Annotated in this window: 17 protein-coding genes; 4 read left to right on the plus strand and 13 right to left on the minus strand. The window is 68.5% G+C overall.

Annotated features, from left to right (window positions below):
- Window positions 1-16: 16 nt before the first annotated feature.
- Window positions 17-2,023, minus strand: a complete 2,007-nt coding sequence (locus RU09_RS05090) for a beta-galactosidase (protein WP_042538181.1) — start codon at window positions 2,021-2,023, stop codon at window positions 17-19.
- Window positions 2,024-2,238: 215 nt separating this feature from the next.
- Between RU09_RS05090 and RU09_RS05095 the strand changes: the two genes are divergently transcribed.
- Window positions 2,239-3,246, plus strand: coding sequence for a LacI family DNA-binding transcriptional regulator (locus RU09_RS05095; protein ID WP_042538338.1), 1,008 nt, complete (start codon window positions 2,239-2,241; stop codon window positions 3,244-3,246).
- Window positions 3,247-3,279: 33 nt separating this feature from the next.
- Here RU09_RS05095 and RU09_RS05100 read toward each other — a convergent pair whose 3' ends face one another.
- From RU09_RS05100 to RU09_RS05150, 11 genes are all read right to left on the minus strand, one after another.
- Window positions 3,280-3,753, minus strand: a complete 474-nt coding sequence (locus tag RU09_RS05100; RefSeq protein WP_042538340.1) for a hypothetical protein — start codon at window positions 3,751-3,753, stop codon at window positions 3,280-3,282.
- 235 nt (window positions 3,754-3,988) lie between these two features.
- Window positions 3,989-4,699: a hypothetical protein gene (locus RU09_RS05105; RefSeq protein ID WP_042538183.1), complete on the minus strand. Its 711-nt coding sequence runs from the start codon at window positions 4,697-4,699 to the stop codon at window positions 3,989-3,991.
- A gap of 90 nt (window positions 4,700-4,789) precedes the next feature.
- Window positions 4,790-5,746, minus strand: coding sequence for a siderophore-interacting protein (locus tag RU09_RS05110; RefSeq protein WP_042538185.1), 957 nt, complete (start codon window positions 5,744-5,746; stop codon window positions 4,790-4,792).
- On the minus strand, window positions 5,736-6,536 hold the full coding sequence (locus RU09_RS05115; protein ID WP_042538187.1) for an ABC transporter ATP-binding protein: 801 nt from the start codon (window positions 6,534-6,536) through the stop codon (window positions 5,736-5,738). Before RU09_RS05115 ends, RU09_RS05110 begins: the two co-directional genes overlap by 11 nt.
- A complete protein-coding gene (locus RU09_RS05120) occupies window positions 6,533-7,615 on the minus strand; it encodes a FecCD family ABC transporter permease (RefSeq protein WP_079112091.1) in 1,083 nt (360 codons plus the stop codon). Before RU09_RS05120 ends, RU09_RS05115 begins: the two co-directional genes overlap by 4 nt.
- On the minus strand, window positions 7,612-8,634 hold the full coding sequence (locus tag RU09_RS05125; protein WP_042538343.1) for a FecCD family ABC transporter permease: 1,023 nt from the start codon (window positions 8,632-8,634) through the stop codon (window positions 7,612-7,614). The genes RU09_RS05120 and RU09_RS05125 overlap by 4 nt, the downstream gene beginning before the upstream one ends.
- A 53-nt stretch (window positions 8,635-8,687) precedes the next feature.
- A complete protein-coding gene (locus RU09_RS05130) occupies window positions 8,688-9,722 on the minus strand; it encodes an iron-siderophore ABC transporter substrate-binding protein (protein ID WP_042538345.1) in 1,035 nt (344 codons plus the stop codon).
- 381 nt (window positions 9,723-10,103) lie between these two features.
- Window positions 10,104-10,307 carry a cold-shock protein gene (locus RU09_RS05135; protein WP_042538190.1) on the minus strand — a complete coding sequence of 68 codons (204 nt, stop codon included), beginning with the start codon at window positions 10,305-10,307 and terminating at the stop codon, window positions 10,104-10,106.
- A gap of 75 nt (window positions 10,308-10,382) precedes the next feature.
- Entirely contained in the window at window positions 10,383-13,268 is a 2,886-nt protein-coding gene (locus RU09_RS05140; protein ID WP_042538193.1) for a helix-turn-helix transcriptional regulator, read from the minus strand.
- A 68-nt stretch (window positions 13,269-13,336) separates the two neighbouring features.
- On the minus strand, window positions 13,337-13,699 hold the full coding sequence (locus RU09_RS05145) for a hypothetical protein (RefSeq protein WP_042538196.1): 363 nt from the start codon (window positions 13,697-13,699) through the stop codon (window positions 13,337-13,339).
- 184 nt (window positions 13,700-13,883) lie between these two features.
- Window positions 13,884-14,339, minus strand: a complete 456-nt coding sequence (locus tag RU09_RS05150) for an SRPBCC family protein (protein WP_042538348.1) — start codon at window positions 14,337-14,339, stop codon at window positions 13,884-13,886.
- Window positions 14,340-14,460: 121 nt separating this feature from the next.
- Between RU09_RS05150 and RU09_RS05155 the strand changes: the two genes are divergently transcribed.
- Window positions 14,461-15,495, plus strand: a complete 1,035-nt coding sequence (locus RU09_RS05155; RefSeq protein WP_042538197.1) for an FUSC family protein — start codon at window positions 14,461-14,463, stop codon at window positions 15,493-15,495.
- 33 nt (window positions 15,496-15,528) lie between these two features.
- On the opposite strand, the gene RU09_RS05160 is transcribed toward RU09_RS05155, so the two are convergent.
- The gene (locus tag RU09_RS05160; protein ID WP_042538199.1) at window positions 15,529-15,717 is read right to left on the minus strand and encodes a hypothetical protein; all 189 of its coding nucleotides are present in this window, start codon (window positions 15,715-15,717) and stop codon (window positions 15,529-15,531) included.
- Window positions 15,718-15,821: 104 nt separating this feature from the next.
- Between RU09_RS05160 and RU09_RS05165 the strand changes: the two genes are divergently transcribed.
- Window positions 15,822-16,490 carry a DNA alkylation repair protein gene (locus RU09_RS05165; protein WP_042538201.1) on the plus strand — a complete coding sequence of 223 codons (669 nt, stop codon included), beginning with the start codon at window positions 15,822-15,824 and terminating at the stop codon, window positions 16,488-16,490.
- Between the two features lie 34 nt (window positions 16,491-16,524).
- Window positions 16,525-17,238 carry a purine-nucleoside phosphorylase gene (deoD, locus tag RU09_RS05170; RefSeq protein ID WP_042538203.1) on the plus strand — a complete coding sequence of 238 codons (714 nt, stop codon included), beginning with the start codon at window positions 16,525-16,527 and terminating at the stop codon, window positions 17,236-17,238.
- Window positions 17,239-17,306 lie beyond the last annotated feature (68 nt).

A 17,306-nucleotide genomic window follows, 5' to 3' on the forward strand; every position in this document is an offset into this window, starting at 1 on the left:
CGTGCGGGTCGTGCTGTCAGTGGGAGGTGCGGATGACGGCGACCCCGCCCGCCGCGATCGTCAGGGCGCCCGAGATCTCGGCGCCGCTGAGGAGCTCGACGCCTACGGCTTCGAGCTCGACGTCGTCATCACGGTGGTTCACGGCGATGCGGTAGACCGCGTCGGCGCCGTGACGGGTGATGACCTCGAGGCCTTCGGCGACACCCGACGGGGTGACGTCGGCATCCGCGTAGACCTCGTGCAGGAGCGCGCGCATTCCCGCCGCATCCAGCCGGGTGCCGACGTACCAGCCGGTGCCCGCCCCGTGACGGTGACGCGTGATCGCGGGCTCGCCCTCACCGGGTCCGCCCGAGAAGTTCGCGATGACCTCGGCTCCTTCGAGCGCGATGTCCTCCTGCCAGACGTCGGCGATGATGCCGTCGTGATCGACCCAGTCGAGTCCGTGGCTCTCGCCCTCGCGCAGCGGCAGGAACTCCTCGACCGTGAGCCCAAGGGCCTCACGCAGCGGGGCGACGAAGCCACCGGCGTGCACGGCGTCGTTCTCGTCGACGATGGCCGAGAAGAAGGAGACCAGCAGGGTGCCGCCGTCGTTCACGTAGGCGGTGAGGTTCGCGGCATCTGCGGCGCTCAGCATGTACTGCGCCGGGGCGACGACGAGGCGGTAGCCCGAGAGGTCCTGGCCCGGCAGGGCGAAGTCGACCGTGATGCCGTCACGCCACAGCTGCTCGTAGAAGCGGCGAACCTGGGCGGCGTGCGTGACATCTTCGGAGGGGCGCCATTCGAGGTCCTGTGCCCAGAACGACTCGAAGTCCCAGAGGATCGCGACGTCGGCTTTCACCGTGCTGCCCTGCACCTCGTCGAGGCGGCCGAGCGCGGCACCCAGATCGACGACCTCCCGGAAGACCCGCGACTCGGTGCCGGCGTGCGGCAGCATCGCGGAGTGGAACTTCTCGGCGCCCGAACGGCCCGCGCGCCACTGGAAGAACAGGATGCCGTCGGCTCCGCGGCCGAGGTGCGTGAAGGAGTTGCGCTGCATCTCGCCGCGACGCTTGGCGATGTTGCGCGGCTGCCAGTTCACGGCCGAGGTCGAGTGCTCCATGAGGATCCACGGCTTGCCGCCGCCGACCGACCGGCTGAGGTCGGCTGCGATCGCGAGCCCGATGTGCGCGTCCTCGTCGGCGGCCCACAGGTAGTGGTCGTCAGAGACGATGTCGACCTCGCGGCCCCAGGCCCACAGGTCTGTGGTCCAGCTCTGGTTCGCCATGAAGTTCGTCGTGACCGGCTGATCGGCGTGCGCGCGGATCGCGTCGCGCTCGGCGATGAAGCACGCACGCAGCTGGTGATCCGTGAAGCGCGCGAAGTCGAGGCGCTGAGCCGGGTTCACGACGCTCGGGGCGATGGCGGGCGCACCGACGTGCTCCCACGCCGAATAGTGCTGACCCCAGAAGGCGGTGCCCCACGCGCTGTTCAGCGCATCGAGCGAGCCGTACTTCTCCTGGAGCCAGAGCCTGAAGGCGGCGACCGCGTTCGGCGAGTAGTCCTCGCCGACGGGAACGCCGTACTCGTTGTGCACGTGCCACAGCACGACGGCCGGATGCTGCGCATAGCGCGCCGCGAGAGCATCCGCGATCCGCACGATCGCCTCGCGGTAGGCCGGTGACGAGTGCGAGGCCATGCCGCGCGAGCCGAAGCCCATCGTGCGTCCCTCGCGGTCGATCACGTGGGCGTCGGGGTGGTTCGCGAAGAACCACGCGGGCGGCGATGCCGTGGGCGTGCCCAGGTCGACCTTGATGTCGTTCGCGTGCAGCAGGTCGAGCAGCTCGTCGAGCCAGGAGAAGTCGAACTCGCCCTCGGCGACCTCGATGAGCGCCCACGAGAAGATGCCGACGCTGACCAGGTTGACCCCGGCCTCGCGCATCAGGATGACGTCTTCGCGCCACGTCTCGGGCGACCACTGCTCGGGGTTGTAGTCGCCGCCATAGGCGATTCCGCGCAGCTCAGGCCAGGCGTGGGGCGAGGTCATCGGCACTCCATCGGGTCGGTGTGGTCGTGGTGCGGGTCCCGGCGTGCTGTCGCTCATTCGACTGGGACCGGTCTCAGCCTGACTCATGAGAGTGACTGGGACCGGTCTCAGTTCTACCCCAGGTCTGCCATCGATCACAACTGCCGTTACCGAACTGAGACCGGTCCCAGGTTGGACTACCGCTCGATGCGATGCTGTGGGTAGAGTCACAGGCGATGAGTGATGTCAGCGCGAAGCGCAAGCCGACGATCCGCCAGATCGCGGCGCAGGCGGGGGTGTCCCGCAGCACGGTCTCGCGTGTGATCAACGGCGGGCACTGGGTGTCCCCCGATGCCAGGCAGGCCGTCGAAGAGGCGATCCTCGCCACCGGCTACACGGCGAACCATCACGCGCGCAGTCTCGCGACGGGCCGCGCCGGTTCACTGGCGTTTCTGCTGACCGAGCCGCAGCAGCTGCTGTTCGACGACCCGACCTTCGCACTGCTGCTGCGCGGAGCGGCCGAAGCCCTCGCGCAGCGGGCGATGACACTGGTGCTGCTCGTCGCCGGAACGCCCGCCGAGCGCGAGAGCGTCGCCCAGTTCCTCAGCGCCGGTCACGTCGACGGCGTCATGCTGATCTCATCGCATGAGTCCGACCCGCTGCTCGATCAGCTGATCGAGGTCGGCATCCCCACCGTCTGCTGCGGCCTGCCCCTCGGACACGAACGAGAGCTCTCGACGATCTCGGTCGACGAAGTCGCCTCAGCCCGCATGATGGCCGCGCACCTCGTGGCGCAGGGCCACCGCCGCATCGGCATGATCACGGGCCCCGACGACACCCCCGGCGGGCGCTACCGCCTGGTCGGCTTCCGCGAAGAGCTCGGCGAGCAGTTCGACGAGACGCTGGTCGAGGTGGGCGACTACTCGTACGAATCAGGGCAGGCCGCCATGACGAGGATGCTCGAGCACGACGTCGACGCCGTGTTCGCAGCATCCGACCGGATGGCCGCCGGAGCGATCGCCGCCGCCCGCCGTGCCGGACGCCGCGTGCCGGAGGACATCGCGATCGCCGGGTTCGACGACTCGGGCCTCGCCGCCACGCACGAGCCTCCGATCACGACCATGCGTCAACCCTGGGATCAGATCAGCGCTCAGATGGTCGCCGTGCTGCTCGAGGTCATCGCCGGAGCATCCCCCCGCTCGGTCATCCTCGACACCGAGCTCGTGGTGCGCGAGAGCGCGTGAGGCTCGGGCTGCGCGCTCACGTATCGACTTAGATCAGCGAATCCGGACGTGACCCGCCAAGGGGAACCAATGGCGGTCGCGCAACGGAGATTCGTCGCCGATGCTGACCCACGTCCCTTCTACGACGGGGGTGGCTTTCGAAGTCCATACTCCGAAGTACGCACACGGCGTCGGCCAGGGATAACCGTCTTGAGGTGATTCGACGATGTTTCGCACTGCTCCCGAGAAGGTCAACTGCGACCGGCGGCCGGTGACCCGCTCGGCGAGATCAGCGATCGCGAGCATGCCGCTCGGGTCGTCGACTCCGACATGACGCATGGGCAGGTCGAGGCGGCTGTTCTCGTCTCGCGGCACACAGAAGACCTGATCGCCCTGTCGCAGAAACAGCCGGACAACGCACATCGGCCGAGGCGGGGTGCTGCGACGAATCACCTCGGCCCTGCCGTGGCGGGGAAGCCACGCGGCATCCGGCGTGACGTGGATGAGCGTCTCGTCGTCGGCAATCACATGGCGAGCGTAGCGGCTGAACGGCGATGACGATTGAGAGCGCGTCGCTCTCGCGACCGCACTCAGCATTCGACAGGATCTTTCGCGGGCGTTGTCGCGGAACTGTTCGTCGGGCCGATCTTCCACCGCTGGCTGCTTCGCAGCCGACCGTTCGATGCGGAATGGGTGACCGCTCACGTGGAGCGGGTCCTGCGAAGCGTCGGCGCAGGGTGACATCAATCGCGGATCGTGCGGCTCACTCGAAGGTCGTGATGGCGAGGTCGATCATCGGCAGGCTGTCGCGCGGCACGACGACAGTGCAGACCACGTTCTCATCGACGCGGAAACCCACCGCGTAGACGAAGGGATCGGTGTCGATCTGCACACCCGGCCGATTCCGGCCATCCACCGCGACGACGGCATCCCTGGCCGCCGATGTCTTCGCCTCCCAGCCGCCGTCGTCACCCTCGCTCGGCAGGTCGGGGAGTCCGAGCTCCTCACGGAATCTGTTCCGCAGTATGTGATTGGCGTGGTCGACCAACTGCTGCGAGAGCGCGTGCCGCTCGGGATCGGGCGACGCCTGCCAGCTGGTGCGCACCGCCTCCCAGAGCATCGGGTACTTGAGCAGCTGAGCCCGCTCGATCAGCCACGCTGGGCGGCCCCACGGCGGTTCCTCCTCGATCGATCGTCGGATGCCGGGGTCCAGCTCGATCTCGTTGCGCGGGTCGGAATGGTCGTCGGGATTCCTCCACAGCGTGTAGGTGAGCGACACCGACGACTCCGCCAGTCCCATCGGCGCGCCCGCTGACGCCGACGCGCCCATCTCCATGAACGAGGCACCCGGTATGCGCGTGAGCGACGGCTGTGGCCGCAGCTGGAAGACCGGGTAGGACAGCCCGCGCACGCGAGCTTCGAAATCGGCGCTCGGGTCAGGGGCGTCCATCGGCACTACTCCGGCGTACTCCATCCGCCCAGTCTGACCTCTGCCGTGGCGGAACTCCAGGACTCAAAGCGCGACGCGAACCGTTGCGCGGCCGACCGCGCGAAAGCAGGCGGCTCAGCCGCGCATCGCGACGCCTCGGCGCCAGTAGCCCATGAAGGCGACCTGGGAGCGGTCGATGCCGAGGTCCTTGACCAGGTGACGGCGCAATGTGGTGACGACGCCGCTCTCGCCGGCGATCCAGAAGTAGCGCTCGGCGGGAGCATCCGCCGCCGCGATCTCCTCGCCGAGGCCCGAGTAGTCGGGGGTTTCCCAGAGCAGGTCCTCGGACTCGATGTCCTTCACGTCGATCTCGTCGGCGGCATCCGCATCGCCGAGGTACTCGAGCACGGCGGGGATGAGACGCACACCGTGAGGCTCGCCCGCATCGCGGGGCAGCCAGTGCACCTCGACGCCGGCGGGAGCGTCGATGCGCAGGATGTCGGCGGGAGTCGGCACCTCGATGAACGCGCAGCCTCGGAGGTCGCTCGGGGCGTCTTCGAGGATGCGGGCGATCGCGGGAGCCGCGGTCTCGTCACCGGCGAGAACGACCGACGTCGCGGTGCCCGGCTCGTACTCGGCACCGCCGTGAGCCGCTGAGGCGACCCCGCGACGCGGTCCGACGATGAACAGCTCCTGGCCGGCGGCGGCCGCATCGGCCCACCTCGACGCGGGGCCCGTCAGTCCAGGCGCCAGATGCAGCACGAAATCGACGTCGAGCTCGGTGCCGGCATCCGTCACGCGAAGCTCGCGCACCGAGTAGGTGCGCATGGATCCGCGCTCGTCCTCGGGCACGGCGAGGAACGACCCCCACCAGTCGTCGGTGTCCCGATCGAGCTCGGGAAGGATGCCGGATGCCGGCGGGAACACGATCTTGATCCGAGAGTCGAAGGTGTCGCCGGGCGTGCCGAACTCGAAGAGGTCGTCACCGCCGAAGGTGACGCGCACGAAGTTCGGCGACACCCGTTCGACCGCGCGCACCTCGGCGCGGGCCAGCACGTAGGTGGGGCGTTCGGTCGTCGTCTCAGCGGACATGATGCCTTCCGATCGGGGTGACCATCGGCTTTCCCGAGACCGGGTCGATGGTGATCTGGTTCGCGAGGTCGAAGACCTCTTCGACGAGCTGGGCGGTCACGACATCCTGCGGAGCGCCGGTGGCGTGCACCCTGCCCTCCTTCATCGCGACGAGCTCGTCGGAATACCGCGCGGCGAGGTTGAGGTCGTGCAGCACCATGACGATCGTGGTGCCGCGCGAGACGCTCAGGTCGGTGAGCAGGTCGAGCACCTCGACCTGGTGCGCGACGTCGAGGAACGTCGTCGGCTCGTCCAGCAGCAGGATGTCGGTCTCCTGCGCGAGTGCCATCGCGATCCACACGCGCTGACGCTGGCCACCCGAGAGCTCGTCGACGCTGCGGTCGGCGAGGTCGGTGGTTCCGGTCGCCTCGAGGGCGTCCGCCACGATCTCGTAGTCGTGGGCACTCCAGCGGGCGAGCATCTTCTGGTGCGGATGCCGGCCACGACCCACGAGGTCGGCGACGGCGATGCCCTCCGGCGCGACGGGCGACTGCGGCAGCAGACCGAGGATGCGCGCGACCTCCTTGGTGGGGCGCGCGTGCACCGACTTGCCGTCGAGCACGATCTGGCCGGCGGTCGGCGAGAGCAGACGCGCGAGCGAGCGCAGCAGCGTCGACTTGCCGCATCCGTTGGCTCCGACGATCGTCGTGATCTTGCCGGGGGCGATCGCGAGGTCGAGGCCGTCGATGATCGTGCGGTCGCCGTAGGCGAGCGTGACGGACTCGGCCGTCAGAGTGTGCGCCTCGGTCACAGTGAGCCTCCCGAGCGGTTGGTGCGGATGAGCAGGAAGATGAGATACGGAGCGCCGAGCACGCCGGTGATCACGCCGACCGGGTAGCGATCCCCGAACGCGAACTGGCCGAGCAGATCGCCGCCGAGCACCAGCACGGCACCGACGAACGCGCTCGGAAGCAGCAGGTTCGCTCCCGGGCCGGTGATGCGGGCGGCGATGGGACCCGCCATGAACGCGACGAACGCGATGGGGCCGCAGGCCGCGGTCGCGAAGGCGAGCAGGGCGACGGCACCCAGGATGAAAAGCAGGCGGGTGGTGTTGACCCGCACGCCGAGACCGGACGCCGAATCATCGCCGAGTTGCATGGCTCCGAGCGCGCGCCCCTGCGAGAGCAGCAGCGGCATCAGCACCGCCGCGGCTATCGCGAGCGGCATGACGCGCTCCCACGAGGCATTGTTCAGGCTTCCGGTGAGCCACTGCATCGCGGTCTGGATGTCCCAGCTCGCTGCGCGCGACAGCATGTAGGAGATGACGCTCTGCAGCATCGCCGCGACGCCGATGCCGATCAGGATCAGTCGTGTGCCGGCGAAGCCGTTCTTGATCGACAGCAGGTAGATGATGCCCGCGGTCACGATCGCTCCGACGAGAGCCAGGAGCGAGACCACGGGGCCGTTCAACGACAGCACCACGATGCCGAACACCGCAGCGGCGCCGGCGCCGTTCGAGATGCCGATGATGTCGGGAGACGCGAGCGGGTTGCGGAGCAGCGTCTGGAACGAGACGCCCGCGATGCCGAACGCGAACCCGGCGAGGATCGCGAGCACCGCGCGGGGCAGACGCAGCTCACCCACCGTGAACGACGCCCCCGGAACCGTCTCGCCCACGATGACGCGGATCACCTCGTCGAGCGGATAGAACGTGTTGCCGATCATCAGGGCGACGGCGAACAGCACCACGAGCATCGCGCCGAGAACGATGGTCGCGACCGCGTGGCGGCGGTGTCGCGAGCGACGGCCGGCGACGATCGCGGCGACGGACCCGCCCCTTCGTTCGGATGCCGCAGGAGTCTGGGCCGCAGCTCGGTCAATGGTGCTCACAGTTCACGCACCTTCTGACGGCGGACGATCCAGATGAAGAACGGGGCTCCGATGATCGCGGTGATGATGCCGACCTGGATCTCCTCCGACGAGGGCGCGATCACGCGGCCGACGATGTCGCTCGCGAGAAGCAGCGCTGCGCCGGCCATGGCCGAGAACGGCAGAAGCCAGCGGTGGTCGGTGCCGATCAGCATCCGGCAGACGTGCGGAACGACGAGTCCGACGAAGCCGATCGGACCCGCGATGGCGGTGGCGGCGCCGGCGAGGATCACGGCGCCGAGCGCCGACATGAGGCGCGTGCGGAAGACGTGCTCGCCGAGACCCTTGGCCATGTCGTCGCCGAGGGCGAGGGAGTTCATGCCGCGGGCGCTCACGAAGCAGATCAGCGCTCCCAGCGCGAGCACGGGCGCCGTGATCGCGATGCGCGGCCATTCGGCGCCGCCGACGCCCCCGATCTGCCACGACTGGAATGCCTGCAGGAGGTCGACGCGCGGCAGCATGATGGCGCTGATGAGCGAGGCGAAGGCGGCCGACGTGGCTGCACCCGCGAGGGCGAGCTTGAGAGGAGTGGCGCCGCCGCGGCCGAGCGAGCCGACCGTGTAGACGAAGGCTGCGGCGAGTGCGGCGCCGATGATCGCGAGCGCCATCTGGCTGTATGCGTCGGTGAGGCCGATGAACGCGAGACCGATGACGACGGCGAGCGAGGCGCCGTTCGAGACACCGAGGATGCCGGGATCGGCGATCGGGTTGCGGGTGACCGCCTGCATCGTCGCGCCGGAGAGGGCGAGGGCGGCACCCACGAGGAGCGCGAGCACGGTGCGCGGGAAGCGCTTGATGATCGCGGCCTGGGCGAGGGTGTCATCCTGCCCGCTGAGCGCGGCGAAGATGTCGTCGATGCTCACGGAGCGCACGCCGAAGCAGATCGACAGGATGCAGAGCACGAGCAGCACTCCGAGACCGACGAGCAGCCAGAGCGAGCGCGCCCATGCCGGGCGCCGCAGGTCTGCGGTGCCCGGCATGGGAAGGGTGACAGCGGTCACGGGAATTCAGTGCGCGAGGGTGACGCTGAAGGTCACTTCGCGGCGAGCGGTGCCGCCAGCAGGCCGAGGTAGTCGGAGAGACCCCACGGGATCGACAGCGGCGAGGGGTTCGCCGACGCGGCGATCGGAGTGGCATCCGGGAGGATCGCGATGCGGCCCTCGGCGATGGCCGGGATCTTCGACAGCAGCGGGTCTGCCTGCAGCGTCGCGATGAGCGACTCGTCGCCGTAGGTCACGAAGACGTCGACGTCAGCGAACTTGTCGGCCTCTTCGGAGCTCACGGTCAGATAGAACTGGTCGCTGTCGGCGTTCTCCTCGACGACGGACGGCAGAGGAAGGCCCAGGTCGTCGTGCAGGTATCCGGGGCGCGTGTCGATCGCCGTGTAGTAGCCGACCTGGCTCAGGTCGCTCGGGTCGATGTAGGCGAAGAGGACCTTCTTGTCCTTGAGAGCGCTGTTCTCCTCGAGAGCGGCCTCGGCGTCGGCGTGCAGATCCTCGATGAGGGCATCGCCCTCTGCTTCGAGTCCGAGAGCCTTCGAGTTCATCTCGATCATCTCGTCGACCGGCGTGCCCCAGGCGACCTCGGGGTACGCGACGACCGGAGCGATCTTCGAGAGAGTGTCGTACTCCTCCTGCGTGAGGCCGGAGTACGAAGCGAGGATCACATCGGGCTCGGTGTCGGCGACGGCCTCGTAGTCGATGCCGTCGGACTCGTCGAACAGCACGGGCTCTTCACCGCCGAGCTCGTCGAGCTTCTCCTCGACCCAGGGCAGGATGCCGTTGTCGTCGTCGTCGCCCCACGTGGCCTTGCTCATGCCGACGGGAACGATGCCGAGCGCGAGGGGAACCTCGTGGTTCGCCCAGGCGATCGTCGCGACGCGCTCGGGCTTGGTCTCGATGGTGGTCTCGCCGTACGCGTGCTCGATCGTGACGGGGAAGGCACTGTCATCGGCGGGGTTGCCGCCGGCGGAGTCGGAGGTCGAGTCGTTCGACGGCGTCGCGCAGGCCGTGAGGCCGAGGGCGAGGGCCGCGGCGACACCGGCGGCGAGAAGACGAGAGGTGCGCACAGGCATTCCCTTCGGGTTGGGATGAGGGGGTGCGGCGCAGAGGGGCGCCAGGCTTTGGTAAGCCTGGCCTAATCTAACAGAAAGTTAGGCAAGCCTCATCTCGGGTTCGGGCGCCGGGCGGCGTCCATCCCGCGCGTGCGGGGTCAAAAACGCATGTCCGGATGCAGGCTCGATCCCGCAGCGGTCAGTAGCGAGTCCGCGCGTGCGGGGTCAAAAACGCATCCCCCACGCCCGATTCGGATGCTTTATTGACCCCGCACGCCCGCTCAGATGCGTTATTGACCTCGCACCGCATCACGTCCGTCTCGGAAAGCGCTCGGGCATAGAGAAAGCCGGCCGGATCCGTGAGGATCCGACCGGCTTCAGGAAGTCTGCTCGCGCTCAGAGAGCGCGGATGTTCGCAGCCTGCATGCCCTTGGGGCCACGCTCAGCGTCGAATTCGACCTTCTGGTTCTCACGGAGCTCCTTGAAACCGGAGCCGGTGATTGCCGAGTAGTGGGCGAAAAGGTCGTCCGTGCCGTCATCGGGAGCGATGAAGCCGAAGCCCTTTTCAGCGTTGAACCATTTCACAGTGCCAGTGGCCATGTGTTTTCTACTTTCTTTTCAAACGGCCGCTTGCGCGGCCTGCGCCGTGACGGAACGTCCGACATACGCGCAAGCTCAACGTACCACGGCATCCTGACGTGAAACCCCGAACTTCGGATTCTTTTGCAGGACCGCCGCCTCGGTGCGCGTGCTGACGCCGAGTTTTCGCAGCACGGCCGACACGTGAACGCTCACCGTCTTGACGCTGATGAAGAGCCGCTCGCCGATCTGACGATTGCTCAGCCCCTCGGCGATCAGGTCGAGAACCTGCCGTTCGCGGGCCGTGAGCGGGTCGGACTCTTCCGCGCGCTGCGCACTCGCCGGTACCGCCGCGAGGCCTGCCGCAGCCGCGAACGCACCGATCGTCCGGGTGAGAAGAACGTGCCCGAGGCGTTCGGCCTCGTTCATCGCATGGGCGAGCACCGCCGTCGCCTCGGAGCGATCGCCGGCATCGACCAGCAACCGGGCGAGCTCGAGCCGAGTGATGAGGCGGAAGGTCACGGGCACGTCGTCGCCGTCGGCGAGTTCGACGGCTTCTCGCAGGCTCGGTGTCGACGGCGACAGCAGCGACTCGAGAATCGACCACCACGTGTCGCCGAGCAGCTGACCCGGCTGGGCGAGCCACGCCGCTCGGACTTCGTCGCTCGCCTCGCTGACGTCGACACCCGCCGCTCGGAGCTCGGCGATCAACCAGCCCGCCTCGAGAAGAAGCCGCCTCTGGTGCAGGAAGACCGGACCGTCATCGGCGAGCATCGCGCGGACCTCGTCGAGTGCACCTGCGAGGTCTCCTCCCCCCTCGGCGACGGCGACCCGCATCATCACCTCGTCATACCAGATCTGCCGCTCGACACGACCGGTCTCCTCGAAGGCGGGATGCCACTCGCGCAGGATCTCGGCCGCCTCGTCGTGTCGCCCTCGCCACGAGAGCACGCGCACGCGGGTCATCGTGGAGTACATGTGAGAGATGCGCAGCGTCCTCTGCGCGAGTTCGCGGGACAGCATCCCCTCGACCCGGTCGATCTCGCCCATCTCGAGCAGCGGCACGGCCATGTTCTGCGTCATGATCGCACCGGTCGTGCGTTCGACGCCGAATGCTCGCGCTCGGGCCAGGCCGTCTTCGGCGACGGAGACGGCATCTCTGTAGCGCCCGAGCAGCCCGAGCAGGTCGGAGTAGTTGACGCGATATCGCATCTCGGGGCTCGCACCCCGCGCCAGATCGAGCGCGGCCGCATACTCCCGGTGCCCTGCCTCGAGATCACCGAGATGCGCTCGAGCCCCGCCGCGGACGTTCGCCGCGATCGACGCCTCATCGTCGGCGCCGACCCGCTCGGCGCGCTCACCGGCCTCGGTCGCCAGCGCGATCGCCTCATCGAGTCGCCCGGCGATCATGTAGCGACTCGCGAGCTGATTGAGCACCGATGCGCGCAGTCGATCGTCGTCCACCTGCCTCTCGAGGATCTTCAGCGACTGCTGCAGCAGCTGGATCGGCCCCGATCGGCCGAGGTGCATCATGTAGTAGGCCTTGTCTCGCAGCAGACTCGCATGCATGCGCGGGTCGACGGTGTCGGGGTCGACCTCCCCGAGCGCGAGATTGACGACGGCCAGCGCCCGCTCGCCGTCGCCTGCATTGCGCAGCACCGACCCCAGGGTGCGGAGCATGTCGAGGCGACCGAGACCCGCGATGCTCTCGGCGTCTGGCACCTGGATCCACAGATCGAGGGCGAGCTCTCCGAAGCGTGCCGCGCTCGCGAAGGCGAACCGCGACTTGGCATCGAACATCGCGGCGACGGCCGCGGCGAGCGCTCGGTGGTCGTCTTGCGCGAGCTGCCAGTGATAGGCGAGCGCGGCCGAGTCGGCGGTGTCGGAGCCGTCGCCGTTCTCCTCCAGCGCCTCGGCATACGCTCGGTGCAGCCGCGCCCTCTCACCCGGAAGCAGATCGTCGTGCACGGCCTCGCGCAGCAGCGCGTGCCGGAATCGATAGTCGTCGTCGGCCACGACGAGGATGCCGCTGAGCGTCGCCTCACGGATCGCCTCATCGAAGCGCGCCTCGGCCAGACCCGCGAGCCGCGTGACCAGCGGATGGGTCAGCGGACGCTCCGCCCCCGAGACCACCTGCACCACCCTCCTCGCGTCATCGCCGAGTCGGTCGAAACGGGCCAGCAGCAGATCACGCAGGCTGCCCGGAAGCGGACCCGAGGAGCATCCGGCGAGCTCTTCGACGAAGAAGGGAACTCCTTCGGCGCGGTCCTGGATGCGCTCGAGCGCCGCATCGCTGAGGGGCTGCCCGGTGATCGATTCGGCGAGCTGGCGAACCGCCGAGGCCTCGAGCCGTTCGACGGTGACCCGCTCGAGCAGGCGCGCGCGAGTGGACTCGCCGATGAACCGGCTGACCGCGTCTCCGCGGCGGACGTCGTCGGAGCGGCAGGTGAGGAGAAGAAGGATGCGCCCATGGGTCAGCGTGCGCAGCAGGAAGGAGAGGAGCGCGAGGGTCGATTCGTCCGCCCAGTGCAGGTCTTCGACGACGAGCACCTGCGGCGCATGCTCGGCCGCAGCCTCGATGAGTGCCGCGATCGCATCGCGCAGCCTGTCTGGGCTGGTCTGCGAGCGCTCGGTGGGATTGAGTTCGGGCAGCAGCATCCCCAGAGCCTTGACGCCGACACCGAGCTCTTCGCGCACGCGATCCGCGCCCATGCGCGTGACGATCGAGCGAAGAATGCCGGTGATCGGCCCGAAGGGCGTGCGCGAGGCCCCGAGATCGAGGCACCACCCGACATGCACATCGGCTCGGTTGACCACCTCGGCGCCGAACTCGCGCAGCAGCCGGGACTTGCCTATGCCCGCCTCGCCCTCGATGAGCGCCGCGAGCGGAACCCCCTCGACGACTCGGTCGAAGAGGCCACGCACGACTGCGATCTCGGCCTCTCGGCCGACCATCGCAGCGCTCGCGGCGGAGAGTGACATGGACTCATCGTCCCACTCCCCTCCGACATCCGGGCGGGGTGGCGCGGTCGGTGCCAGGGATGCCGAACTCACCGAACCGCCGCGGGCTCGCAGCAGACGGCGGCCAGTCTGGCGGCTGGTGCAGCGGGCGCCATTTCAGCGGGCGCAGCGACCCGCGAGGCTCGCGGAGCGACCGTCGTGGTGCGTGGGGCGGCCGCGGCGGCATCCGGCGCAACGTCCGCGGCAGCATGCGCGGAGGCATCCGGTTCATTCGACTGTCGCCGGGTGACTGTGCGCAGCATCCGCTGTCCGAACCGTCCCACCGGACCGGGCGTCCGCGGGACGATCTGGTCGGCGTGCTCGGCGAGGAAACGACGGCGTTCAGCCGCCTGCTCCAGACGCTCGTTCTCGTACTCGCTGATCTTCTCGGCGAAGTAGGGGTGCTCGTACATGACATCTCCTCAGTTGGGATGTCCTCAGACTCCGCTCTGAGGTGCCCCGTCGACATCGGGAGGATGCCCTATCTTCTGCGTCGAGCGCGCCCTAGGCCGCAGGCAGGCAGACTGCGAGCAGGCAGCGAAAGAGGCCCGGGCGGTGATGGGGGCACCACCGCCCGGACCTCGGATCAGGGGTCGATCAGGCGTCGACGTCGCCGCGCCAGGCACCGGTCTCGGCGCCGCGCTTCTCGATGAACTCCTTGAAGTTCTTCAGGTCCTTCTTCACGGCGTGCGAGCCGGCGCCGACGAGCGAGCCGACCTTCTCGAGAAGGCCCTCGGGCTCCCAGTCGATCTGCACCGTCACGCGAGTCGTGAGGTCCTCGAGCTTGTGGAAGGTCACCACGCCCGCGTGCTCGGTGTCGCCACCGACGCTCTTCCAGGCGACGCGCTCGTCGGGGTGCTGCTCGGTGATCTCGGCGTCGAATTCACGCGTCGCACCGCCGACCTTCACGGTCCAGCGGTTGTGCGTGTCATCGATCTGGACGATCGACTCGACCTCGTCGAGGAAGTGGGGGAAGCTCTCGAACTGCGTCCACTGGTTGTAAGCGATGTCGACCGGAACGTGTACGTCGATGGTCTCGATGATCTGCGCCATGTGATGCTCCTCACTGTTCGTCGTTCGTGTGATCCCATTCAGCTGCATGCGACGGGGATCCGCGACGGGGTTGACATCGAGGGCGCCACGACCGAGCATGCGCGCGAGTAGCGTGGAGTGCATGCGCATCCACGCCGCGATCCGCGCCTCGAAGCGCTCGCCCCTGCTGCAGGTGGTGAAGTCCGCCGCGGCGACGATCGCCGCGTGGCTGCTGGCCGGCTGGGTGGTTCCGGGGCAGTTGCCCGTGTTCGCCGCGATCGCAGCGCTCCTCGTCGTGCAGCCGAGCGTCAACCAGTCGCTGTCGAAGGCGCTCGAGCGCAGCATCGGCGTGATCGTCGGCGTCGTGATCGCGGTGGCTCTCGGCCTGCTGCTGGGTTCGCCGAGCTGGATCGTGCTGCTCGCCATCGTCGTGGCGATGCTGGTCGCGTGGGCGTTCAAGGCGACGCCGGGCACCGGCAACCAGGTCGCGATCTCGGCGATGCTCGTGCTCGCCCTCGGTTCGACCCCCGACTATGCGATCGCGCGCATCTTCGAGACCCTGATCGGCGTGGTCATCGGCATCGTCGTGAACGCGCTGATCGTGCCGCCGGTGCTGGTCGCCCCCGCCCGCCGCGACCTCGGACTGCTCGGCAGCGAGCTCGCCGCGAGCCTCGACCGTCTGGCCGACGCGCTGCCCGAACCGCAGACGCCCGCGAAGCTGCAGGAGCTCATGCTCGAGGCCCGGCTGCTGCGCCCGATGAAGGATGCCGCCGAGGCCTCCATCGCGGCCGGCGAGGAGTCTCTCACCCTGAATCCGCGTCGCTCGACGCACCGCGAGGAGCTCCGCGAGATGCGGGCGCTGCTCGAGCGACTGTCACCGATCGTGACGCAGACCATCGGGATGACCCGTGCGTACTTCGACCACTACGACGACTCGATCGGCCAGGAGCCGGCCGTCACGGCGATCGCCGAGCAGCTGCGGCGTGCGGGGCATGACGTGCGGCTGGCCGTGCAGATCGCCGACGTGTCACCCGAACCCGAGACCCTGACTTCGGCGATCCCCGCGCTCACGGCGCCGCTCGTCATCCGGCCGCCGTCGTCGACCCACTGGATCCTGATCGGGTCGCTGATGGAAGACCTCCGGCGCATCCGCGGGGAGCTCGTCGAGGAGGAGTGAGCGCTGCCCACTCACGAGGGGGCGGCGGTGGGGTCAGTCCTGGTCGGGGTCGTCGGCGAGCACGTCGCCGTCGTCGTCGGAGGCAGGGCCCGAGGGGACGGCCGTCGCCGGCTCTCCCTTGTTGTCTTCGGTGCCGAGGTTGTCGTTCTCCTCCGCACCGGGCGACGGCTCTGTGCTGATGTCGTTGCGCTCGGACTCGATGTCATTGCTGTCGCGGTTCATGCGCGTTCCTCTCGTCGGCGTTCGGTCTGCGTGCACGCGAGGTTACGGGCCATCAGCCCCTGAAGCGCGGGCCTTGACAAGCACCCGAGGCCTACCCTGGTCACATGCCCGACATGACCGTGCCCGAAGCCCTCGCCGAACTGGCAGCCCTCGAGGATCCGAAGATGCGCGCCGCCAACGAGAAGCGCGGCGACGACCACGGCATGAACCTCAGCCGGCTGCGCGGGGTGGCCAAGCGCATCAAGACCGACCAGGCCCTCGCGAAGGACCTGTGGGCGACCGGCGAGACGTCCGCCCGTCTGCTCGCGCTGCTCATCTGCAAGCCACGCGAGTTCACCGCGGATGAGCTCGACGCGATGCTGCGCCAGACCCAGGCCCCCAAGATCAACGACTGGTTCGTGAACTACGTCGCCAAGAAGACTCCTCTCGCTGAAGAGCTGCGACTGCGCTGGTTCGACGACGCAGACCCGACGGTCGCCGCCGCCGCCTGGTCGCTCACGACCGTGCGCGTGGCGAAGGATGCCGACGGCCTCGACCTCGAGCACCTGCTCGACCTGATCGAGCGCGACCTGGTGGATGCCCCGAAGCGCCTGCAGTGGGCGATGAACGAGACGCTCGCGAACATCGGCATCTTCCACCCGCAGCTGCGGGCCAGGGCGCTGGAGATCGGTGAACGCCTGCAGGTGCTCGCCGATTACCCCACCGCCCCCGGCTGCACCTCGCCGTTCGCCCCGATCTGGATCGGCGAGATCGTGCGCAGGCGCGAGGGCTGAGCATCCTCATCGGATCCCCTCGTACGCTGAGGCCATGAGCACGCACATCGCCGCACAGCCCGGTCAGATCGCCCCCATCGTCCTGTTCCCCGGCGACCCGCTGCGGGCGAAGTGGATCGCCGAGAACTTCCTCGACGGCGCCGAGCTGTATTCCGAGACCCGCGGGATGCTGGGCTACACCGGCACCTGGAACGGCCACCGCGTCTCGGTGCAGGGGTCGGGCATGGGGCAGCCGTCGATGGCGATCTATGCGAGCGAGCTGTTCGAGGAATACGACGTGCAGACGATCGTGCGCGTCGGCTCATGCGGGGCGCTGACCGAGAAGCTCAAGGTGCGCGACATCATCATCGCGAACGGCGCCTGCACCGATTCGGGCATCAACCGCGTGCGCTTCCACGGACTCGACTACGCACCCGTCGCGGACTTCGGGCTGCTGCGCGCCGCGGTCGAGGCGAGCGAGGCCGAGCCGCTCGACGCCGCCGTGCACGTGGGCCTGCTGTTCTCGAGCGACCAGTTCTACAGCACGCGCCCCGAGCTCACCGAGCCGTTCGTGCAGCACGGCGCGCTCGGCGTCGAGATGGAGGCCGCAGGGCTGTACACCCTCGCGGCGTTCCACGGGCGCCGCGCCCTGGCCATCTGCACGGTGTCGGATCACATCGTCACGGGCGAGCAGACCACCGCCCAGGAGCGCGAGCAGACGTTCGGCGACATGATCCGCATCGCGCTGCGCGCCGCGACCTCGGTCTGAGGCGTTCACAATTCAGCATGAGATCGTGCTGACCGCTCGAATCCGGTGATCTCGGCCGCATCGGACGA

Source organism: Microbacterium sp. MEJ108Y, from assembly GCF_000834175.1.
GTDB lineage: Bacteria > Actinomycetota > Actinomycetes > Actinomycetales > Microbacteriaceae > Microbacterium > Microbacterium forte.